This window comes from Chloroflexota bacterium, from assembly GCA_016887485.1.
Taxonomy (GTDB): domain Bacteria; phylum Chloroflexota; class Anaerolineae; order Anaerolineales; family Anaerolineaceae; genus Brevifilum.
The window spans coordinates 94,512-117,607 of sequence record CP069395.1; the positions used below are offsets into that span (position 1 = coordinate 94,512).

Annotated in this window: 21 protein-coding genes; 6 read left to right on the forward strand and 15 right to left on the reverse strand. The window is 50.1% G+C overall.

All coding sequences use genetic code 11. The features are described from left to right. Positions 1–208: 208 nt before the first annotated feature. Together JR338_12735 and JR338_12740 are read left to right on the forward strand one after the other, a co-directional pair. Positions 209–745, forward strand: a complete 537-nt coding sequence (locus JR338_12735; GenBank protein ID QRN84445.1) for a hypothetical protein — start codon at positions 209–211, stop codon at positions 743–745. A 162-nt stretch (positions 746–907) separates the two neighbouring features. Further along, a complete protein-coding gene (locus tag JR338_12740; GenBank protein ID QRN84446.1) occupies positions 908–1,867 on the forward strand; it encodes a hypothetical protein in 960 nt (319 codons plus the stop codon). 58 nt (positions 1,868–1,925) lie between these two features. Here JR338_12740 and JR338_12745 read toward each other — a convergent pair whose 3' ends face one another. Next, entirely contained in the window at positions 1,926–2,408 is a 483-nt protein-coding gene (locus tag JR338_12745; protein ID QRN84447.1) for a hypothetical protein, read from the reverse strand. A 126-nt stretch (positions 2,409–2,534) separates the two neighbouring features. Here JR338_12745 and JR338_12750 point away from each other — a divergent pair, with 126 nt between their 5' ends. Beyond that, positions 2,535–3,515, forward strand: a complete 981-nt coding sequence (locus JR338_12750) for a hydroxyacid dehydrogenase (protein ID QRN84448.1) — start codon at positions 2,535–2,537, stop codon at positions 3,513–3,515. Between the two features lie 40 nt (positions 3,516–3,555). Then, positions 3,556–4,473, forward strand: a complete 918-nt coding sequence (locus JR338_12755) for an alpha/beta hydrolase (protein QRN84449.1) — start codon at positions 3,556–3,558, stop codon at positions 4,471–4,473. Between the two features lie 71 nt (positions 4,474–4,544). Here the strand turns inward: JR338_12755 and bfr are convergent, their stop codons facing one another. The 5 genes from bfr to JR338_12780 form a co-directional block, all read right to left on the reverse strand. Further along, positions 4,545–5,009, reverse strand: coding sequence for a bacterioferritin (gene bfr / locus JR338_12760; protein ID QRN84450.1), 465 nt, complete (start codon positions 5,007–5,009; stop codon positions 4,545–4,547). A gap of 105 nt (positions 5,010–5,114) precedes the next feature. Then, positions 5,115–6,092: an LCP family protein gene (locus JR338_12765; protein ID QRN84451.1), complete on the reverse strand. Its 978-nt coding sequence runs from the start codon at positions 6,090–6,092 to the stop codon at positions 5,115–5,117. Between the two features lie 485 nt (positions 6,093–6,577). Next, entirely contained in the window at positions 6,578–7,138 is a 561-nt protein-coding gene (locus JR338_12770; protein QRN84452.1) for a hypothetical protein, read from the reverse strand. A 399-nt stretch (positions 7,139–7,537) separates the two neighbouring features. Continuing rightward, positions 7,538–8,707 (reverse strand): ParB N-terminal domain-containing protein, encoded by a 1,170-nt coding sequence (locus JR338_12775; protein ID QRN84453.1) that lies wholly within the window; start codon positions 8,705–8,707, stop codon positions 7,538–7,540. Positions 8,708–8,736: 29 nt separating this feature from the next. Further along, the gene (locus tag JR338_12780; protein QRN84454.1) at positions 8,737–9,570 is read right to left on the reverse strand and encodes a ParA family protein; all 834 of its coding nucleotides are present in this window, start codon (positions 9,568–9,570) and stop codon (positions 8,737–8,739) included. A gap of 158 nt (positions 9,571–9,728) precedes the next feature. On the opposite strand from JR338_12780, the gene JR338_12785 reads away from it, so the two are divergent. Together JR338_12785 and JR338_12790 are read left to right on the forward strand one after the other, a co-directional pair. Further along, the gene (locus JR338_12785; GenBank protein ID QRN84455.1) at positions 9,729–10,544 is read left to right on the forward strand and encodes a hypothetical protein; all 816 of its coding nucleotides are present in this window, start codon (positions 9,729–9,731) and stop codon (positions 10,542–10,544) included. A gap of 360 nt (positions 10,545–10,904) precedes the next feature. Next, positions 10,905–13,124 (forward strand): hypothetical protein, encoded by a 2,220-nt coding sequence (locus JR338_12790; GenBank protein QRN84456.1) that lies wholly within the window; start codon positions 10,905–10,907, stop codon positions 13,122–13,124. 72 nt (positions 13,125–13,196) lie between these two features. On the opposite strand, the gene JR338_12795 is transcribed toward JR338_12790, so the two are convergent. The 9 genes from JR338_12795 to JR338_12835 form a co-directional block, all read right to left on the reverse strand. Further along, the gene (locus JR338_12795; GenBank protein QRN84457.1) at positions 13,197–14,723 is read right to left on the reverse strand and encodes a hypothetical protein; all 1,527 of its coding nucleotides are present in this window, start codon (positions 14,721–14,723) and stop codon (positions 13,197–13,199) included. Positions 14,724–14,827: 104 nt separating this feature from the next. Further along, a complete protein-coding gene (locus tag JR338_12800; GenBank protein QRN84458.1) occupies positions 14,828–15,388 on the reverse strand; it encodes an SIS domain-containing protein in 561 nt (186 codons plus the stop codon). Positions 15,389–15,390: 2 nt separating this feature from the next. Continuing rightward, entirely contained in the window at positions 15,391–16,443 is a 1,053-nt protein-coding gene (locus JR338_12805) for a hypothetical protein (protein ID QRN84459.1), read from the reverse strand. A gap of 3 nt (positions 16,444–16,446) precedes the next feature. Continuing rightward, a complete protein-coding gene (locus JR338_12810; GenBank protein ID QRN84460.1) occupies positions 16,447–17,427 on the reverse strand; it encodes a hypothetical protein in 981 nt (326 codons plus the stop codon). 3 nt (positions 17,428–17,430) lie between these two features. Further along, complete coding sequence (locus JR338_12815; GenBank protein ID QRN84461.1) at positions 17,431–18,258, reverse strand: HAD family hydrolase; 828 nt, start codon at positions 18,256–18,258, stop codon at positions 17,431–17,433. Between the two features lie 84 nt (positions 18,259–18,342). Then, entirely contained in the window at positions 18,343–19,530 is a 1,188-nt protein-coding gene (locus JR338_12820; GenBank protein QRN84462.1) for a Gfo/Idh/MocA family oxidoreductase, read from the reverse strand. 38 nt (positions 19,531–19,568) lie between these two features. Continuing rightward, positions 19,569–20,552 carry an ABC transporter permease gene (locus JR338_12825; GenBank protein ID QRN84463.1) on the reverse strand — a complete coding sequence of 328 codons (984 nt, stop codon included), beginning with the start codon at positions 20,550–20,552 and terminating at the stop codon, positions 19,569–19,571. A 2-nt stretch (positions 20,553–20,554) separates the two neighbouring features. Beyond that, on the reverse strand, positions 20,555–21,556 hold the full coding sequence (locus JR338_12830) for an ABC transporter permease (GenBank protein ID QRN84464.1): 1,002 nt from the start codon (positions 21,554–21,556) through the stop codon (positions 20,555–20,557). Next, complete coding sequence (locus JR338_12835) at positions 21,549–23,087, reverse strand: sugar ABC transporter ATP-binding protein (protein QRN84465.1); 1,539 nt, start codon at positions 23,085–23,087, stop codon at positions 21,549–21,551. Before JR338_12835 ends, JR338_12830 begins: the two co-directional genes overlap by 8 nt. Between the last annotated feature and the right edge of the window lie 9 nt (positions 23,088–23,096).

Consider the following 23,096-nt stretch of genomic DNA (forward strand, 5'->3'; position numbering starts at 1 on the left):
CATCAATATAAACTTCTTTTTATAAAAAATAATCAAACAGAAGGATTATACAACCCGAAATATCGACTGTCAATCTTAGAATTGATAGAACGGGCTAATATTTAATTAGGCTCAAACCCTTTATAATGTTTGCTTACTTATCCGAATTATATCCTTCTCTATGTTAATATTAACATTAATCTGAATATTTATCAGGAATTTATTGTAGATGCAGAATATTATCAAACGCTTTGGCAACTCAAGAGTGGTTCTCATGCTCTTGGTCCTGGTCCTGTTTAATGTAGCTTTGTTCTCCATCCCGGCCCTGGCAGGCAGCCGGCCCCGGATATTGGCATTGGCACCCAATTACTCCGTGCCGGACATGAAAGGCATCTATACGCCGGATTATGTCTATGACTTCCTGACAGCCATCGGGCCAGCAGGCCGCCAAGCTTATCAGATGATGCACTTTACCACAGACCTGGCCTTCCCCTTCCTTTATGGATTATTACTATTCGCAGGGCTCAGTCTGTTGGTAACACAAAATTCTGGGGAAAGCCGCCCTTTCCCGTTGATCGCCTTCCTGCCGTTTGTGAGTGATCTGGCAGAGAACTTCATTATGGTAGCGATCACGGCGAGTTATCCGAAATTCAAACCTGGGCTGATCTGGCTGGCGCAGGGTTTCACATTGCTTAAGTTCGGTGGAATCACTTTCTGTGTGGTAGTGATAGTCTTTTTATCCATCAAACACAGAAAAACTGGATAATTGAATTAATTCATCAACGTATCATCAAGATAAAAGTAAGCTCTAACTATTGATTAATGAACAGTAAACACTAAAGCTTTATAATCAACAAATCGAATTCAAAATAATTATCATTATTTGAAAGTGACTGGAAAATTACAAGAAGGGAGAACTTGAGTATTTATGGAAGAACTCTGGGGACTTTTCTGGTTAGGATTTATCTTAATTCCTGTTCTGTATTTAATTTCCAGGATATTCAATAAGCCCAAAGAGGATAACCAGGATAAATTTAGTAATGCACCTGGTAAAGCCTTTGCGGATTTCCTGATGCGGTCCTGGCGGGAATCCAAACAGATTCTGGCAAATACTGTATTCATCCTCTTAACAATCATTTTTATGGGGGTAATCATCGTCACTAATCAACTCGACCTGAAAGTGTCGATCCTGATTGTTGCGATCCTGCTTTGTGGCGGATTGGTTTCCTTTGGATATCTGATTTCCCTCTATCGGATCTTTGCGATGACCAACCGAAAGAACTATGATTTCATTATCCCGATTGGTCTGGGTAGTATCTCCATCCTGATTCTGATCTTCATGCTTACTCTCACCTTGATTTCAATGGTCAGCCAGAAGGCGATGCAATTTCAGATCAATTACCTCTGGATCCCTGTGGGCCTGGCGCCCTTTGGCTGGATGCTACGCGTCCTGATGGAAGGTATTGTTCCTGAGAAGACACCTCTCAAGAAGGCTATCTACGAACAACTCTTAGCCAACCCGACTAAATATCCATATTCAGACCCCCTTTCTCCCTGGGCTGTGCAGATGTTTAACGAACGTAAGCACTTCGATGGCGGGCGATATATCCCCGAAAACAGCAGCATGTATTTTGAAGCGGCAAAACGCGTTCAGGAATTGGTCGTCAATGGCTATTTGGGGGCCGGGGATTTCTCGGAAGGCTTTTTCTATGCCACCGAACGTCTGCTGCTGGCCTATCTAAAAGGTCAGCCAATCAAGATCACGATCCCAGGTGTCTCATATGCCGGAGCCGAACTCTTCAAAACCGCCAAAATGGTCTACCTCTACATCGCTCAGAAAAACAGGAACCTGACCATCCACCCTGAAATTTATAAAGCGTTAAGATAAAGTATTTATTTACCTATACGAAACGAGCCTCGTCGAATCGGGGCTCGTTTTTTTTATGTCAGTCAGCCTGGTTTGGCTGAATCAATCCTTTGAGTAAAAGCTGATACAGCCCCACCAAAAGGAACACCATCGCCAGCAAGGATGCCCACATGCCGGATTGTTCCCGGATAAACAATGTTCCCCGATTAAGATCTGATCCGATAAAAGTGTTGATCTGCCCAGCCATTCTGTCCTTTCCGGCCCAACCGGAAGAATAGAATGAAGTCAGAGGTCGCTCACCGTCGATAGTGGTCAGGACGACTCGGTAGCTGCACCCTTCATCATCACAGCTTTCTTCCACCTCAGCCCGATAAACATCCCGAAATTCATTGGTGGATAAGTGAATGATCCCCAGAAATTTCACTTCCACCGTACATTTCGTCGTACCGGTGTCCGTCTTATCGCAGGTCAAGTCCGTGATCTGGCCAAAGATGAACATGAAAACAATTCCCATGACCATGAAGATCAAACCAAACAATATCGATTTCTTATCGAATTTCATCAGGCTACTCACTTTTTCGCTTGAAAACTCTTCGAGTTATTATATCAATTTCCACTCCCCAAAAGCTGGCATTGGGCTTTACTTCTGGCGTAAAATTACTTATCAACCCAATTCACAGGAGATACCATGCCCCTGCGCGTTCATTTTTATCGTTTGACTTTTGGCGCTTACACTGACGAGTTCCGTTCCCTTCTGGACCCCAAGATCATCGTCACGGAAGGTCAGGAGATTCCCCAGAAACCTAATTTTGATATCCTGGTTTATCCCACACCTAAACCGGAGTGGATCGAAGCCAGCCCCAACCTCAAGGCGATAATCATCCCCTGGGCTGGGCTGCCCGAAGAGACCCGCACCTTGATGCTTAACTATCCGAAAGTAACCGTTCATAACCTGCACCATAATAACGTAAATACCGCTGAAATGGCTTTGACCTTACTTCTAGCCGCTGCCAAACGCCTGATCCCAATGGACCAGGCCCTTCGCAGGAATGACTGGCGGCCGCGCTATGAGGGACCTAAAGCCATCCTGCTGCGCGGTAAGCGAGCCCTGATCCTCGGCTTTGGTGAAGTCGGTCAGGCGCTGGCCGGTCTCTGTTTGGGATTAGGAATGAAAGTGATGGCGACCAAGAAACATCCGGAGGATTATCAAGGTCACCTGGATGTCGATATCTATCCCGACGAGCTGATGGCTGAACTGCTTTCAACGGCCGATATCCTGCTGATTGCCCTCCCCCTCACCTCCGAGACAGAAGGGCTGATCGGAGAAGCAGAACTCAACCGAATGCCGCGCGGCGGCCTGCTGGTCAACACCGGGCGCGGCCCAGTGGTCGATCAATGGGCGCTGTATAACGCCCTGAAGTCCGGCCAACTGCGCGCCGCCGGCAGTGACGTTTGGTACCATTACCCTGAATCGCATGAAGCCCGCGCCAACACTCCACCCACCGATGCACCCTTGGGTGAGTTGGATAATTTTGTCCTCAGTCCCCACCGTGGCGGAATGGTGGAAGAAGTCGAACATCAGCGGATCGTTGCGTTGGCGAAATTACTGAATGCCGCCAACCGCGGTCAGCCCATTCTCAATAAAGTCGATCTGGTATTGGGATATTAACCTTGAATCGCAGTACCCTATTGTTTGAAAGGTAAATCAAATGGCAAAATCAAGCCCCTATCAACAACCGATGACCCCCTGGCCCAGCCTGGCTGCTCTGGGGAAAACGGCAGCCCTCCCCAACCTCGGTTTTTCTATCTTCTATTTCGAAGCCGGCGACCCAAACCAACCCGCCATTGTGATGATTCACGGCCTGGGCGATGAAGCCGACACCTGGCGGCACCAAGTAGCACCCCTGGCGGAAGATCATCACGTGATCATTATGGACCTGCCCGGTTTTGGCCGCTCGGATCATATCAAACAAGCCTATTCCCCCGAATTGATGAAACAATCCATCCTAGAGTTGATGGATGTCCTGGGGTTGGAAAAGGCGATCCTGATGGGCAGTTCGCTGGGCGGAATCCTCTCCCAGGGCATTACGGTTGAATATCCGGAACGACTCAATGGCCTAGTGCTGGTGGATGGCGCGCTCTACCAACCGGACCGGATGGAAGATCGCGGCCTGAAAATGATGCAGCTCCCCTTGGTGGGCGAAGCGATTTATACCGGGTTACGTAAAGACCCCAAAGCTGCCTATGACTCCCTGCGGATTGTCTATCATGACCTGGACAGACTGCCGGACGCGGATCGGGAGTTCCTTTATACACGGGTGAACAAACGTGTTTGGAGCAACGGCCAACGCAAAGCCTACTTCTCCACCCTGCGCCATCTGACGCCCTGGGTTCGCAAGGTGCAGGCTGACCTGCCCGAGCAATTGGCGAAACTTGACGTTCCTACTCTGATCATCCGGGGTGAGCTGGACGATCTCTTCTCGGCGAACAACGTAGCTGCCATCCAGGCCGTCCAACTGGATGTGGAAGTCATGGACATTCCAGGGGTGGGACACCTGCCCCAGCAAGAAGATCCAACAGTGTTCAATGCCAGCCTGAAAAATTGGTTGAATCGAAAAGACCTTTAACTTCTATCCAAAGAAACAACCAAAAAGAGCGGCTCACGCCGCTCTTTTCTTTTTCTTGTTGTAACTTTATCTTAGATTTGGTGATTGAGCCAGACCTGGATGCTCATCTGTTCAATCTGGTCAAGTTGTTCTTCAATCCAATCGATGTGATCTTCTTCTTCGGTCAGGATGGATTCGACCAGTACCTTGGTGCCATTATCTGCCAGTTTGGTTGTCAGCGCAATGGCCTCGTTATAAAGTTTGACCGCTTCCAGTTCAGCAGCATGGTCATTCTCAAGTTGTTTCTGAACCGTGGAACCGATGTGCAGGGGTTCCAACTCAGACAGAATCGGCATACCTTCCAGGAAAAGGATCCGGCCGATCAACTTTTCTGCATGTTTCATTTCGGTGATGGCTCGAGCTTCGATCACTCCATGTAATTTCCCATAACCCCAGTCATCGCACATTTCGGAATGGAGCATATATTGATTGATGGATGTCAACTCTTCGGCCAAAGCTTTATTGAGGATGTCAATAACCTCTTGATGTCCTTTCATTGGTTTACTTCCTCCTAGTAATGGTAATTAAGCAAAGGAATTTGCCCTATACGTATTCTACATGATGGCACTATCAAAATCAAAATAGGCACAAGTATTCAACCATCACTCAAAATTCAATGCGTTTTGGAGAATCGTCTGGATCGCCGGGGTATTGGGTAATAAAACCGACGCGCCATCCGAGGTAGTCCAGTTCGTCACCTGATTTGGGCCAATGGTGTAATGATGGATTTTGTCCGCGCTGAATCCGATCCCTAATCGGCTCAGGATCAATAGATCACCAGGAGTGATGTTGCTCTGGACATTTTCTCCATAAATGTTCATCAAAACCGGCAGCTTGAACAGCCCAAGCGGACTCACCACTTTTTTCATCACCGCCTGAACCACTTCCTGCGTTCGGCGCATTCGATCAAAGTCGCTGGAGTTATAGCGCGCCCGGGCATACCACAACGCCCAGTCACTATCCAGCCTGACGGTCCCCGGCCCCACTTCACACCAGCGATCCGCTTCCAGCGACCCATCACAGGCATCATCTGTTAAAACATCCGTTTCGATTTTTATGCCACCCAGGGCATCGATCACTTCCAGAAATCCGGCCATATCGATCATGGCATAATCGGTGGGATAGATGCCAAAATTGGTTTGGAGGGTATCCGCCAACAAGGGAAAGCCGCCAACTTGCATCACCGTGTTGATCCGCTGTTCGTAATATCCGGGAATGGTCACCCACAGATCGCGCGGGAAGGAAACCAAACTGACCTGCCCGCTGATGGTATCCACCGCCGCGAGCATGATCACATCCGTCCGGAAACCGGATTGCGGCCGGTAGTCAGAACCGAGGATCACGAACAGCTTGGTGGTGACCGGAACTTGCAGATCCACCACCCCCCCATAAGGCGCGGGTTTCGGTCCGACCGTTTCAGCGACCGAAGCGGTTTGCTGATCGATCAACTGGAAGAACGGGATCTGCGAACGGAAGACCGTCGCTGCAGCCTGGATCATCAGAATGGCAACACAAAATATGATCACTGAAAATATTAGAAAGATAACCTGACAGAAAGTCCGGTTTTTGTTTTTACGCATAGATTCATCTCCAAGCGCATAATGGTTGATTTGACGCTTTTTTATAAGCCGTAGTTATACCTTAATTCGCTATTTTTACTAGATAATACCTATACGAAATAGTAGTCAGTAGAATAAGTTAGTTCTATTGACATAGACAAACGTAAACCAAGATAAACCATCACCAATATTTTTCCTCAAATGGATTTATTAACCATTCTTTGCAGATAAACGCCCATCCGTGACTTTCAAATTTGTTGTGGAACAGTCTGCCTTCGCCCAATTTCAGCGGTCAATTCAACCCCTTCTTAGAATGAATTTAAGGGCCCAGAAGGCAAATAATTAAGTACCCACCCAATCCCCCCCATTCAATATAAGGTTTGAATACGAGGCGTTTATTCTAGTGTATGTATATTACTTGATTATCTATATGTATAGCAATTGTATATATTCATTTTCATATTAATATACATTCTCTTTACACATTTTCAGAATCTTCCCATTTCTCACACTTTCCCCATGTCCTCCGGGTACAAAGTGGCAATTTGCTGCACCGGAACAGGGTCAAGAACCAGATCACCAGCCTTGAAACGCGCCACTCCCCGCTCAAATAAATGACGCGCCAGCTCTCCCTGGGTGACGCCCATGGCCTGACTTTTTTCCAGGACCGCCTGCACTACTTCACGCGGCACACCATAATAGGAACGCGGCTGCTGAGATTTCTTGGAGCGTTTCCGGCGGGTGCGGGATGCGTTCTGTTTCTCATCGGGATAAAGCGTGTAACCACCAGGCACGAAAGAGGGTGCTACTTCTTCCTTTCCTGTGCCTATCCGCGCCAGACCATTTTCCAAGAAGTAACGGGCCAGCTCGCCCGGCGCGATGCCGAGATCCGCGGCAATGGATTTTAGGGATTCATGCAACTTTAATGGGATGCCGCGAAATGTCGCGATGTGAACCTTGGTTGCTTTTTTTGAAGGCACTTTCTGCTCCTCACCCCCACCCTTCTGAGTCGGCATCGTAGCACTTTGGTCTTTTTTTTCCAGGTTTTCGATCTCGTCCTTAACCACCAGTAATCCTCACTCCCTAATCCATTCATCACACAACTTATAAAATTATTATAACCGAACTCGATCACACATTTTTGCCACGTGGCAAATCTTGTGAAAATCACAAATCCTTGAGCAGACTTATCCAACTCAAACATCGAAAACTCCGCATTGAAGTTCCAGGTAAAAGTCAATGATAAATTTGACACGTGACAAATCTATCGGACGAAGCGCATACTCAACAACATACTTTTATGGCTCTCGAAAAGTCCAACCAGTTCGTGGGAAAACAAATAAGACCAAGCGTTATTATATTTGCCACGTGGCAAATATCGCTTGGTAATTTCCGAACGGAAGGAAATAAAAAAGACCCGCTTTTTTGCGGGTCTCCATTTTTGCCACGTGGCAAATCTTATGCGTTTAGCGATTCTTATTACGGATATTGATCCGCTTGATCAGATCCTCCAGAACCGAGACAACTTCCTTGACCTCGTCGGGTTTCATTGAGCCGACAATCTCGGTAGCAGCTTTATCCAAGAATTTCGGATCGCTCGCCATTTCAGTTTTCATCTTGGTAACAGAGCGGTTGAAGGAGCTTGCCAGTTTAATAACAGGCGGCTTTGGTGCACGGGGTTTGCGCTTTTTGGCAGGCGTTTCATCCAGCGCGTCCTCGTCCAGCAGCCGCTGAAATTCACGAACGCTGGGCGGGTCTTCCTGTTTGAGATAATATTTGACCGCTTTTTTCTGTTCGTCCGCGGACATAGCCATCAGCTGACGCAGAATGCCCTCGGGGATATCGGCCTGGTCCGCCAGGTATTGCAGTTCAATCGGCAGTTCCAATAATTTCCGGAAACGGTAATACTGATACTGGCTGATACCCAGGGTTTCCTCAATTAATTGGGCGGTCTCTGCTGTGGTTTTGACATCAAACATCTTCTTGAAGTAGATATCCTCAGGCTCATCAGCCACAGGGAAAATATCGGCTTCTTCTAAAATAATCCGAGCAATTGCTCGAGCCTTGCCGATGGCGGTCAGGGGTTTATGGGTAATATTTTCCAGGATCTGTTTGCGTACGGTCGGATCCGAATCAACCAATGCCAACACCTGAGGTTCGTCTTCCTCGCCGGACATAACGGACCGGATGACGGTGGCCCAGAAACGACGTTCACCGGTCAGAATTAAAAATATCTGTTGGCCGGCCTTGTCTTTGATAAAGCTGCCGGTGATCGGTTTAATTTGGCCATCCTGATCCAGAGAGCGGCCCAGCTGCATCAATTCATCCAGTTCGTTACGAACCAAATTGTCTTTACGGGCCAGCTCCAACCATTTATTGGCTGTCTCACGCCAATCCAATTCATGATTAAAGAAAGGCTCTCGCAGCTGCCGCGGCAGTACATGGCGGGCCTGATAGCGGTCTGGCCGAACGGCGGAAATCTGAATGGAGTAAGTAGACTGACGGTTAACTTGAATTTTTGAAGCGGCGCGATGAGTTTGCTTTGGTTGAGCCAGCGCTTCACTTTCCTCGCCGGTGTCGGTCTGAGTGAAAACGTTCGTGAGGTCTACGCCTGAAAATGTCGGTCGCTTTGCCATGATTCACTTCTTTCTCTGTTGCTTCAATATCAGTTATCAATCCGCTCAACGACAGACCGGACAACTTTTAGGAACTGCCGATAGGGCTGTGATTGGGGCGTGGTATAGGAAAAAATATCTGAGCCAGACATGTTGGCATCTTCGACTTCGACGAGGTCTTTGATATAGGGCAGAACCAGATCGGGATAGCCCTGGTTGATCTCTTCGATGGCCTCCATGTAACGCTTGCGGGCGACACGGACCCGGGAAGGCACAACGCCAATCACCTGAAGCTCAGGATTGAAATCTCGCTTGACTCGATTGATCGTGGCAAAAATCGAAGAAAGACCGATGATTGAAAGTGGGTCCGGTTCAATCGGTACCAACGTATACTGGCTGGCGATCAGCGATGCCACCGGGATGATGTTCAGGGAGGGGGGATTGTCAATAATGATGTGGCTGTAATAATCCAGGATCGGCTCCAGGAACCGGGCTAGCTGTGTTTCGCTTTGTGGCAAATTATGCAGCAGGAAGGGCAGCTCGATCATCTTCTCATGATTGGTTTTGAAGATATGGACTTTATGCTCCGAGTCACGTGGGATCTTGGACTCGGTGATCAGGTTGTCGTAATCGCCAAACCCATCCAGCAGCGCCTCCGGGAAGGAGTCTTCCACCGTGATGATCGGCATGTAGGACGAGCTGTCATGTGGACCGCCGCAGGCGATCATGGTCGCATTAAGTTGGTCATCAAGATCCAGCAGGAGGACCGGCTTGGGGTCCTTGTGTTTGCGCTCTTCATTGATTGAGAGGCCAGCGGCGAGGTTCACGCTGACCGTGGTCTTACCAACGCCCCCTTTATGGTTCAGCACCGAGATGATTGCCATGTTTTTTATTCTCCAATTTAATAGACTCAGGTTACCCCTATATTAGCATAATTATTTAATTTTCTCAAGTTTTTTATGCTGATTTCGTCGAAATAACCCCATTTTAGTGCTGATTTTGACGTATTGACATAGTCTACGGGATATGTTAGATTCTTGGTATGAGCGGTACCCTAACCTTCACTGACCTTAATAAGACTGCCGGTATCAACGACAACCCCTTTCTGCCGTATCCTGACCATCGCTTCTTTGTCCCTGTGATCCATGAACAAAATGAGGCGATCCGGATTATGAACAACTTCCTGGTAAGCGATGCGGAGAACGGGTTGATCGTTTTCACCGTCCCGACCGGTTGGGGCAAATCCACCATTTCGAAGCAGATCGTCAACAGCTTCACGCCCGGGTTTCAGCGCGGCGCGGACCGAGGGGTCTATATGGACGGTAATCTACTGCTCAATAACCGCCAATTCCTGATTGACCTCCTCGATCTCCTGAGCATTGAGGGTCACCGGTCGAATGCACAACGTCTAGAAAATTTTTACAACTATGTTGACCATTTGTCAAGCGGTCTGTTACTGCTGATCGATAACGAGCCCACGGATTTCGAATTGATCGGCCCAGCGCTATATGATTTCCTGGAATGGTCCAAAGACCATGGCAATAAAATCCGGATCGGTCTTTTCGCCCGCGACCTGATCGAACCGGCAGAATATCTCGGAAAGTTACAGGAGCACCTGGCGCATTATCAGCGCTTCACCGGAGCCACAGTGCCCGAACTGGTGCGCCTGTTAGTCGGCCGCTGTAAGATGGCCGGCATCCAGGATCCGATTCACGAACTCTTCAGCGAGTCGGCCTGGATTGAATTCGCTGAAAGAGGACAGCCATCCATCCCAGCGGTGATGCGCCATGCCAATGCCGCCTTTGAAAAGTGGGTGTCCGACAAGAAAGAGAGCATGAGCCACGAGTTCAACTTCTAGATTCTTGCCACGTGGCAAATATTCTCTCCATGCCGTTTCTGTACGACCTCCCAACAGCAGGGGAGGGGTAGATGTGCAGGACTATAGGAAAGGAACAGTAATGACGAGGGGTTGATCCGACAGAAAAGGTCGGTTTAAAGCGAAAAGCCCGCTGCAACGGGCTTTCCCTGGATTTCCCTACGTTTACTAGTGGTTGTAGGAGATGGGTGTGTTATTAACTTCACACAAACAAATTGTACATTATGAAACCCCGGCTGTCAAGTATCAGGCCTTCTATTGGGGAAGATTCTACGCAATTTCGTATAGATATCTTTCCCTCGAGACCGGATATGCATCAGCAGGACCAGGAAGGGGGCATCCGTGACGCTAACCCTCCTGGACTATGAAGTCTTCGATTCCCTCAAAACGAAACTGGCTGAAAAAGATCCTAAGCACGCGGCATCCTTCTCGGAACGGGTGTTAGGCTATGGATTCACCACGCAGGATGATCCCTTGTCGGCTTTCGTTCTCATTTGCGGTCCCCATTTTCGAGATTCTCTGACTGAGTCACTCTCCGCTGCTCTGCCGGAATCCCTCCTGACAGTCCAAGAAACTACGATCAAAGTCCTCATCAGTGACTCGACCAACCAGCATGACCTGCAGCACAACCTCCAGATCACAGAGAGCATCGATTCCACCCCTCAAGCCAATTCCGACAACATTGAGGACTGGGTGCAAATCTCACTTGGTCAGACCCTTCGACAGGCTGTCCTTCAGGAGAATCGGAAGATCATCCTGCCCGCTTATCTATTGCGTTACACACCCTTCACTTCACCCAACCTGATACTGTTGCGTGCCGCCCTCAGTCAGATCCATTTCCTGCACCAATCCAGAGCTCAGGCCGAGGATGAATTCGAGCAGCGCACCGTAACAGCCCGGATGAATGAGATTCAGCGCTGGAGCAGTTTCTCGCGCACATCCATTTACCGCCTGCTGCATGAAGACCCGCGCAGCGCCTGGCTGATCAGGGTGGAAAACCGGGGGGCCTACCAAAACAATCAGGGCCAGCAGATCTCGCTGCCCAACCAGTATCTGCTTGAGCCGCTCAAACTCACGCCCGGTGATGCCACCGATTTGGAGAATTACCTCCGCGAGCATCAAGCTGAATGGCAGGATCTGGATGACTGCTTGCTTGACCTTCTTAGAACGGACCGCCGCCAAATGCTGGCCTATCCTTACCGTACACCACAGCCTGATGACCGCACTGAGCCTGCCTCGGTTCTGGAAATCCTGCAAAGTATGTTCAATGGATTTGAACTCACCGCTTCCCGGCTGACCCTGATTGACAAGCTACGAGATCACCTGATGGGTGACGATTTCGTGGCCGCCCCCTGGTATCTACTGCGGCGTTTATTACCCGTCTATGGTGCATCCATCGTTGTAGCCTGGCTGATGTGCCAGCCGCTGCTCTTCAAGCACAATGGCATTGAGCGGGACAATTTCTGGCTGCCGGGTGGGGCGGAATCATTGGTAGCATGGACCAACGATCGGTCATTTGGTAAGTATTTTCCTAAAGCCAACGCCAAAGGGCGGGGGCGCCCCGCTTCGGGCAAAGGAACTACAGACACCGAGTGGCGGAAGAATAAACAGGAATTGTTAACCGATTTCTTCCTGCGGACACAAACCCGCCGCGATGGGGAAGGGATCACGCAATGGCAGATCAAGGTCTCTGAAATGCCTGTGCTGCCCGAGGATGCCCGCCTGATGTCATCGGTCTATACCCGGCTGGCGGAACTGATCCGCTATGACAGGTTGGATCAACTCATAACGCTTTTGGATAAGGTAGATCCGAGTCAAAATCCCCAACCGAGTAAAACTGTTCTCGATCGGATATACCGTTTACCCGTAGTTGATGAGACAACCGAGGTCCTAACTTATCTAGTCAATAGTTTAATTTCCGATTTTGGAACACCGGTAAAGGCTGATATTTCCAAATTTGAAACACCGGTTGACCGATTAATTTCCCTTTTTGAAACACCGGAAAGTGGATTAATTTCCAAAAATGCAACACCGGTGATAGAAATAATTTCCGATCTTGAAACCCATTTAAAGATTCTAGAGAGCATTAAAGATTCAATTAGGATCATTAAAAATTCCAATACTCCACCAGATTCCAACATTCCGCAAGAGCATTCTGACCTTTCGGAGGGGGAGGATTGGTATTTTAAAAGCATTCTTGAATCTGTATCAGAGCAATTCAGGCAAGAAATCCTGAATGACAGCGCAAAATCAAGGGTATTCAAAGCCTGGTTAGTGCATAATGCGCTGAACAGTCGGGTGAATCAGCCGCTCAACCTGGCTTTGAACAAGGCCATGCAAAATGCTGCACCACCGGACACGGCTGCAATGCGCCTGGCTGATCTGGCGCTGCCGGATTTAGTACGCTTGCTGGAGAATAGCACTAGTCCTGCCGGGGAATGGGGATACCAGGTTGATGAGGTCAATCAACAGCGGGCGCGCGATCTGGAATTACTGCTGGTCGGTGAAGCGTCGAACATGCGAGCCGTGTTGATCCAGCGGCTTTTGGATTTGATCAGTTGAACCGAGTGGGAAAATAAAAACACAGGATTATGTTTGGCATAATCCTGTGTTTTAAAAGTCAAATCTGGGCAGTTACTGATCGGACGAATAGGTTTCCTGAGTGATGATTTCATCCGTTGCCAGGGGAAGATCAAAACCAAAGAACTGGTCAAGGACCACTCTGAAGGAATTGACCGGTGTGATGGCGGGGTTTAAATTCGTATAGTCCTCGCCCGGGAAGTAATAGAGGTTCAGAATTTGATGGCGGTTTGCACCCTTCCAACCATGATCACCTTGAATGATGATGATGGGTGGATTGTCAGAATTATCAATGATCTCTTGCGAAATTTGGGCAATCGCCTGGCTGATGAATTCCACCTGATTAGTATAGCCGTCCTGACTATATTCATCATTAACAGCGCCCGCCATGTCTCCGGTGAAGTAGCCCGGATCCTGCAGCAAGGTCCCATCCGCACCGAAAACAAAAGGTACATGAGGAATCAGGATGTGAGCGAAGGTGAAGGTCGGATTTGTATTGAAGGGAATCTCTGGAAGGGTATCTAGAATGTTGTACTGGGTCTCGATATGCAGGCTGTGATACACTCCGGCCTGGCCATAGTCCTCGGTTGTTGGGGTGGGGAGGTACTTGAGATAATATCCCCGGAAGGGAAAAATCAGGGTGTTTTCATAAAGCATATTCTCGAAGGGGGTCAGCGCTCCTAAGGGATTTGTGGATCGGATCTGGTAATAAAGATCCGCATCCGTCCATTCGCTCCAGCGATAACCGGTGGAGAAGGCGATCGTCTGGTAGCCCATCGATTCGAAATCCTGGCGAACCTCATTGTGGATGAGCAGGTCACCACCCTCCACACTGCTGGCCTCAATTCCGTGTGAATCCATATAGGGTCCAATCAAGTCCATGTTTAATGCTGTCGAGATGGAGGTGTAGGTTTCACCGTAATTGCTCTCGCTCTCACTGGCATAATAGAACCCCAAATCAGTCATCCTAGCAACGAAATCCCAGACATCAATGCCATAAGTCTCATCAAGTGCGTCGGGCCTAGTGAACATATCGAGGATGATGTAATAGACATCCGGCTGATAACTCAGTTTCTTCTCCCCTGAAGGGACTTCAATTGGGTTATCATGAAATTGGTTTTGGGCCAGCGTTTCGCTTAGATAAAAGTGTCCCATTTGGAAAAGGGGGAGGCTGACCAAAATGATGCCAAAGATATTGAGCAGTTTGGTAAGATCTGGTCCAATGTTGTTTCGGATGGCAATGATCAACAAAACCAGCCAAATCAACCCAAACATAACAACCACATAGGGGTGCCTTCCCAGGAGTGGGTTCAGCCATGCTGAGGACTGAATTAGATTGAAGATATGCCCATAGGAAAAGAACAGCAGCAAGGATCCCCCAGCTAACAGGGCTGCTTTACCGGCTTTCTTATGGAATATTATGTAAAGCAGGCCATACAGTAAACTGCCAAACAGTAGAGTTAACAGCAGGGGGCGGAAAATATTGGCGAACTGGGTTTCAAACTTGTTATAGGCAAAGAGCGCCAGAACAGGAAAAACTGCCAATAGGAATGGATAAAAGGGGAAGATGTGTTTTTTCATATGGTTTCCTGAAGGATGTTGAGTTGAGAAGTATACCCTGACCGTTTGGAAATAAAAAATCCCCGGCACATACCGGGGATTTTATCATGATTGGTATTTGAGCGCTAACTGCGCAGACAGATGACCAAAACGTGATCAATGATCATGTGGAAATCTTCCACCATTTCGATTGAATCGGAAGGGATCACAATGGCATGGTCTACGACTTTGGCCAGCTCACCGCCATGAAAACCGGTCAGGCCAAGTGTGGTTGCACCGAGTTCATTGGCTGTCTCAACCGCTTTGAGCACATTGGGGGAATTCCCGCTGCCGCTGATGGCGATCAGGACATCCCCCGGTTTCATCAGAGTGATGATTGGTTCGGCAAAAACCCGATCATAGCCTTCGTCGTTGGCATAGGCGGTCAGGCTGGGGACGTTATCGCCCAGGCCAATCACTTTGAGCCGCTTCTGGCCTGGCATGCGGGTGTTCTTGCTGAAGTCCGCAGCCATATGAGCAGCTGTAGCCCAGCTGCCGCCGTTGCCACAGGTGAAGACGGTGTTTCCATTTTCGCGGGCTTTCTCAACCGCTGCCAGGATGGTTTCCAGGTCCGCGACTGGGAAGTTATCAATGACTGCTTTGAGGGAAAGTAAGTATTTTTCAATAGTATGGGTATGCTTTGACATTTCTATTCCTGTTCAAGTTGTTTTTGATACTGATAATGACGGTTAATTAAATCATCCTGGGTGGCGATTCCAGTAGTGCCAATCTGCTGGATCGTGATTGAGCCAACCAGGTTGCCGATAAAGGCGGCTTCCCGGGATGTGGCACCGGCACACAGGGCCAGGCCAATTCCGGCCAACACGGAGTCACCAGCGCCGACGATATCTATCGGTCCTTCGATCCGGACGCCCGGATGATGGAAGGACTGACCTTCCGCGGTACCGGTGATTCCATCGGCACCCATTGTAACAAATATTGGGCGATTGTTCTTCTCCCATAGAATTTTGGTGCAGCGTTCAACTGTTTGAGGGTCATCGCAATCTGCAAAGGAGTCAATCCCGAGCGCGTTGACGGCTTTGATGGCCTCAGAAATGTTCATCTTCAGTGAGACCCCCTCATAATTGGCCGCGAAATGGCGGGAATCGATCATCACGGGTTTTTCGGGGTGCAGGGCGGAGGCTTTGGTCAATGCCTTGCGAACGGTGGGTGAGAGAGTGCCGTAGCCATCCTTTTGGACCTGCTCAACCACCAAAATGCCATCGTAGGCCTCAATCGCATTGAGGACATTTTCCGCCAGAGCCTGATTCAGCGATTCCGGGTTGGGTGAGCGGTTGATGAGGTCCATTCGGTTCAATTCAATATTGGCATTATCCAATTCACGCATCATTGGCTTGGTGTAGGTGGGAGTGAAACGGTCGGGTGTCTCTAGGAAATAATCCAGGCTGACCTGACCAGCTTTAAGGGCTTGCCGGAGAGTGAAGCCGTTGCCATCCTGCCCGGTATAGCCTATAGCGGCTGCCTGCGCGCCCAACGCCACCAGGTTATTGGTGACCACACCTGCCGCCCCTGGCTGGCCGCGCCAATCCACTGCCTGGAAGGCCTCTTTATGAGTCTCAATTGAAAATTCCGAGAGGGATCGCTCCAATTGGATATAGAGATCTAGGAAAAAATCGCCCAAAACGGCCACTTTACAGCCGGAGAAATTCGAGAGGATGGCCTCAAAGCGTTTGGTTTCCATAGCTTATGCCCCTTCTTTTTCAGCTTCAAGTATCAACCGGTGCAAATTGGTGATCGTGGAGCGGTGGTCACCACGGATATAGTGACTCTCGCCGCCATCCGCCACCGTGCGCACCAGAACGGTCTTATAGGGCCGGAAATAATAAATGGCGTTGGATTTGGAGGCTTCTGCGTGGGGGTCATCGCCCAAATCAAGCATATCGAAAACGGCAGTGGTGAAATGTTTGATCACCTGTCCGTTCTGGTGGGCGACGTTACGGGCCATGGAGAGGGCTTTAAGGTATACCTCCGGTCCCATCACAGCCGTGCCGACATTCAGCATCACGCCGTCTTCCAGGTTCTCAACGAAATGAGCCAGGGTCAGGAAGTCATGGTATGAGGCTTCGCCAACCGCTGCACCGTCGAAATTTGGGTGTTCGTGGACAATGTCCTGGCCGATGCCGACATGCACGGTCAGTGGAATCCCGAGGCGATACCCAGCTGCGAACAGACTGGAATCCCGAAAGGGAAATTCCATTGGGCTTTCAAAAATCATTTTGCCAATTGATTCGCCCAGGCCATAGCCGTTTTCTTTCGCATAGATAGCGGCATCATTGACCCGGCCGGTCTCATTCCACAGCCCAAACTGGCCCTCCTGAATGTACTTCGCCACAGATTCGGTTGTTTGGCCGATCATGGCGAATTCCATATCATGAATGGTGCAAGCGCCGTTAGTCCCGATCAGGGAGATATAGCCGCGTTCCATCAGGTCAATCAGAAAGCGGTTGACCCCACTGCGGATCACATGAGCGCCGATCATCAGCATCACGGTGGCGCCACGTTTCTTGGCGGCCACGATGCGTTCAGCCAGAATTTTCAATCGGGGGTTGTTATAAGCCGGAATGGGGTCGGTCAGATCGAGGATCACATCCCGGGTCAGGTCATGTTCACGTTCGGCCAGGGGTTTGAGGTGCAGCCGGCTGCGATCAAAGGTGGGATAAGGCATAGATTATTCCTCCTCCATCAGATAGGACCAAAGGTCGGAAAACGGGGTGAAATCCGGAAGGATCACATCCGCACCGGAGGCGATCAAGCGGTCGCGTTTCCAGTCATCCACCCCGGAACGCCCGGCTTCATCGGTAGCCAGGCCAATGGCGATGCCGCCGACCGCTTTGGTATCTTCAATTTCAACATAGCCATCCCCAAAAGCGACCAGTTCCGGCCCGCTAAGATTATTTTCTCGGATGATCTTTTGAATCACCATCCGTTTGGAGAAATTCAAATAATCATCCTGAGCGCCGTAGATGCCCTTGAAATAGGGCTTGAGGCCCAGGAGGTCAGTTTCATCGAATACGTACTTCTCATCCGTCCCAGAGGCCAGAAAACAGGTGATACCGGCTTCTGCGATCCTTTTCAGAGCCTCCAGAGCGCCGGGAACGGTCATTTCTTCGGGGGTCAGAGTGCCATTTCGCAGTCCTTCCAGCCGGTGAATGATGCGATCCATCAGAAGGTCATGGTAGCGGTTTTTATATTCAAGCGGTTCCAGAGGGGTGCCGCCGCGTTTTTGGATCTCTTCCACCAGGCGGATCATCTGGTAAATGGTCTGTTTACCGGTCGTATTGGCAACATAGGTCCGCACGACCTGTTCCACAACGGCCTGGCTTTCATGGTCAGGGGTTTCCATCAGGATCTCGACCATCATTGGGATCATGATCTGCTGCCAGCCCTCGCGGATCAGTGAAATGGTGCCATCAAAGTCGAAAATGGCGAATTGGATGTTGCCCCGGATAAAATCGGGATTGATAATTTCAATATTAGGATTTTTCAATGCGGTCATTTTGCTTCGTGTTTTTCCGTGAATAAATTGGGTTAAAAATTCAAATGGAGAGCCTCTTTGGCTCTCCATTTTTCTTGGTCCGTTTTATTTGATGATCTGAGAGACCCGGCCGGTTTCTTTATCCTGCAGGATGTATTTGTGGGTGCCATCCGGCATGATCTCATCCTTGATGAGGATATGCTTCTCATCATAATCCTTGGTGGTCTTGACCTTCTCATAGTGGCCGCCGCGCCAATCATCAATTTGGACGGGTTCCCATTTACCGGTTTCACCGGATTTATAGAGCGCGTCCAGGATGCAGTTGACAATATAGCCATCATAGAAGGTCTCGGTGGGTTCTTTATCCTCTTCCATCGAGTCGAACATGTCGTTGAACATTTCGATATAACCGAGAGAATCTTCCTCGTTGCCAACCGGGAAGAGCCAGCCTTTGTCTGCTTCAGATTTTTCAGCAACATAACCTTCAGCGCCGCCCGCTGTGAAGACCTCGAATCCAGTCCGTAGCCAGTGGTTTAGCCAGATGGTGCCTTCGGTGCCGGAGATTTCATCACGCAGATCCATGCCACCTCGGAAGGTCCAGGAGGCCTCGATCTGGGCCACAGCGCCATTCTCGAAGCGCACCAGGCCGATGGCGAAGTCTTCAGCGGCGATCGGATGCACGAGGGTGTCAATGTGTGCCAGCGCTTCCACAGGACGGACGTCTTTGCCGATGAAAGACCGGCAAATTTCCGCACAGTGGCAGCCCATGTCGATCAGTGCGCCGCCGCCAGCCTTTTCCTTATCGAAAAAGTGGGGGGAGTGCGGGCCGGGATGGGTCTCACGGGAACGTGCCCAGAGGATGCGGCCCAGCGCACCTTTATGGACATAATCCAGAGCCTTGAGAGTCTTGGGATTATAGACCAGGTCCTCAAGATAGCCATTGAAAACCCCGGCTTCTTCCACAGCTTCGAGGATTTCTTTGGCTTCCTTGCTGTTGCGGCCCAGCGGCTTGGTGCAGACTACGCCTTTGCCGGCTTTGGCAGCTTTGAGGATGGCCTCTTTATGCAGGAAGTTGGGCAGCGCCACCACGACCAGATCGGTCTCGGGGTCATTGATGGCCTCATCCATATCGCTGGTCCAGCGGGCGATGTTGAATTTCTTGGCGAATTCCTGTGCGGTTTCAGGAGTCCGGTTATAGACCACTGTGACAACATCTTTCGAGCGGCTGCGCTGGATGGTGTTTGTGTAGAAAGCACCGATAAAACCGGCGCCAATCATAGTGATTTTGTGCATTTTATCTCCTTATGGCATGTTTGTGGATGGCAAGTGTGTCAGGCCCGCAGGCTCTTATCGCGGCCATAAATGACCAGGATACCCAGCAGCAGTGAACCGAAAATGATCTGCTGGAGTGCCTGAGGGAGCTGCATGGTAGTGAGTAAGCTGGTGATCAATTGGATCACAATCGCACCAGCAATTGTGCCGAAATAGGACCCCTTACCGCCGGACATCTGCGTGCCACCAATGGCCACTGCGATAATTGAGGGGAATAAGTACTGGTTGCCAAGGTTCGGGCCGGCATTTTGGGTGTAGCCTACCAGTAGGAAGCCAGCGAAAGCGGCCATTGCACCCGCAATCACGTAGGTGAGAACGACCATCCGGGTCACCCGCACACCTGATAGACGGGCAGTCATCCGGTTCACGCCAATGGCGAAGAGCTGCTTGCCATATTTGGTTCGCTCGAGCAGGATTGTCATTAATCCGCCAATGAGGATCCAGACGAAGATCATCCCGGGAACATCGGGGATCAGATCGCGGGCGATGATCTGGGTCATGATGTCGGCTACTTTGCCGTCGTAATAGCCCTTAGTCACCAGGATGACGGCGCCCTGAACGACGCCAGCCATACCCAGGGTCATCACGAAGGGGGAGATCTTTAAATACATGATTCCCAGGCCGTTCAGCAGACCGACAAAAGCACCCGTAACGATCACTAATAACAGCACAGGGAGGATTAAATTGTTGTTACCGTTGATCAGAATGTAGGTGATCAGAGCCCCCACGCTCACCAGCGATCCGGCGGAAAGATCAATGCCTTCGCTGCCGCTGATGATGACAAGAGTCTGGCCCGCACCGATGATGGCAATGAAGGAAGCCAGCCGCAGGATGTTCATCCCCTGGCGGATAGCAGAGGAAAAATCGTTGAACCCATTGGGCAGCAGTCCGCTGAGTAGGAAAAGCACCAGGGCGATGATCAGAGCTGTTGCCGGGGGCGATATTCTGAATTTTTTTCTGGTTTTGAGATTGGTATCGTTCATGCTTACTTCTTCTTCCCGCGGATGAGGTTGATTAACCCTGGACCGGCCAGCACCAAAACAATTAACGAGGCGTTGACCAGGGTGCGCCACCAGGAATCTAGTTTGAGGGACGAGATAATATTACGGATGTTGCCTAGGATGATGCCGCCAAAGACCGCACCAACCACCGATCCTGCGCCGCCGCTCATCGAGATGCCACCCAGAACGCCCGCCGTGATGGAGGCCAGGGTCATTTCATCACCACTGGAGCTGAGCCCTGAGCCGGTTAGAAGGGAATAGCTGATCGCAGCCAGGGCAGCCATCAGACCGGAGATCATGTAGGTGGAGATTTTCATCCAGGTGACGGGCACACCGGTGGTGTAGGCCGCTTTGTCATTGCCGCCCACGGCAAACAGGAACCGGCCATATTTCCGGCGTCGGACAAAGGCCCAGATCAGAATGGTGACAACCACGATGATCAGACTGAGCGGTATGCCCAGCAGTTTTGTATTGCGATAGACATCTGTATATTCACGGGGAATGGCGCCGCCGGGGGAGGGGAGTAATAACAAGGCCAAGCCGCTGTAGACGAAACTTGAGGCAAAGGTGATGATGACAGGCTGCAGGCCTAAATAAGCGGTGAAAAAGCCGTTCAACAGTCCTGCGACCAAGCCAAAGGCGATCACAACCAGGACCATCAGGATATTCTTGCCGGGTTCATCGGGGGTGGTCACGGTCAACGCCAGGATCACATTGCCCACTGAGACGATGGAGCCATTGGAGAGGTCCAATCCGCCGCCCAGGATCACAATTGCCTGACCAACTGTTACGAGGATCACGGGGAGCCAGGTGCGGAAGTTACTGTTCAGCAGGCGGCTGACGGTGCCGCTGCTGAAAATGTTTTTCTGGAGGACGAAATAGAGGACGGTGGTCACGACCAGCAGGATCAGGGAGAGCCCGATGGAATGCCTGACATTGATCTTGTGCCACCATTGGGCGATCTTGGATTTGTTTTGTTCAGGCATGCGTACTTTCCTCTTTATGATTGTTGTTATTGGTTGCGCCCATGCTGTGGAAGACCAGGTTGGCCTCGGTCAGTTTGTCACCGGAGAGGTCTGCTTTGATCTTGCCATCCTGCATGACGAGGACGCGCTCGCAAAGGTCCAGAAGTTCCTGCTCATCTGAGCTGTAGAACAGGATAGTCGTCCCGTTTTGTTGTAAATTGACAAGTAATTTATAAAACTCAGACTTGGTCCCCACATCGACGCCCTTGGTGGGGTCATCCAGAAGCAGGAGTTTGGGTGAACGCAACAGCCATTTACCAATGACGACCTTCTGGGCGTTTCCGCCGGAGAGATTGCTGACAGGGGAATCAAGCGATTCCATCACGAGTTTCAGCTGTTCGCTGACCTCCTCAGCATCGGAATAAGCCCGTTTGACCTTCAACAGCGGTTTGCTGTATTTGGCCCAGTTGGGCAGGTGCAAATTCTCAAAAATGGAGCGTAATAACAGCAAGCCCTCCGTGGCCCGGTCACCCGGGATCAGGGCTATGCCGTTGTCCATCGCTTCTTTGGGATGGTCAAAATCCAGGACTTCATCAAAAAGCGTGATCGTGCCGGTGTAGTGGTTGTTGCCGAAGAGGGTGTGCAGAAGAGAACTCTGTCCCTGACCTCGCAAGCCTCCGATACCGACCAGCTCACCCTGCTTGATGTCAAAACTGACTCCGAAAAGGCGGTCAGTTTCAATCCCATCAACCTTCAGAATGGTGCCCATATCCGAAAAGTCCATCTGATCGATGATTTCCCGGCCCAATCCAATGTTCCCGCCTACCATCATGTTCACAATTTCGTCTTCATTGGATTCAGAGATAACAACTTCGCCGACTGTCTTGCCGTTTCTCAGGATCACAGCCCGGTCTGCAATGCGGAAAATCTCATCCATTCGGTGCGAGACGAACACCAGTCCCTTATTTTCGCTCTTAAGCAGTTGCACGAGGTCAAACAGGCAGCTGACTTGCTTGCTATCCAGGCTGGCTGTGGCTTCGTCCAGAATCAAAACATCCGGTTTACGGCTGTAAGCTTTCAAGATTTCGACGATCTGGCGTTCATCCGGGGGAAGGTCGCGTACGTAGGCTTCAGGATGAAGGCTGGATTGATAAGTGCCTTCGAATAAGGTCAGCAGCTCTGCCGTATGCTCAATCATTGTCTTATCGTCAATGGAACCGAATTTGGTCTTGGCTTCATTCGCCAGCCAGATGTTCTGGGCGACCGTTAATGAAGGGATAAGGCTGAGTTCCTGATAGACGGCCATGATGCCGGCTTTTTGAGCGGCCATGGGGTTGCTGTAGGTGACCGGTTCATCGTGGTAGATGATCGTCCCGCCATTTGAGGAAAGCACACCTGTAATGACCTTGGTCAGAGTGCTCTTTCCGCTCCCATTGGAACCTACCAGCGCAAGTACTTCGCCTGACCGGACTTCGATGGAGCCGTCTTTCAGGGCGATGACGCCGCCAAACCTTTTTTCAATTTGTTCTGTATAAAGGACAATGGATTTCATAAAATTCAC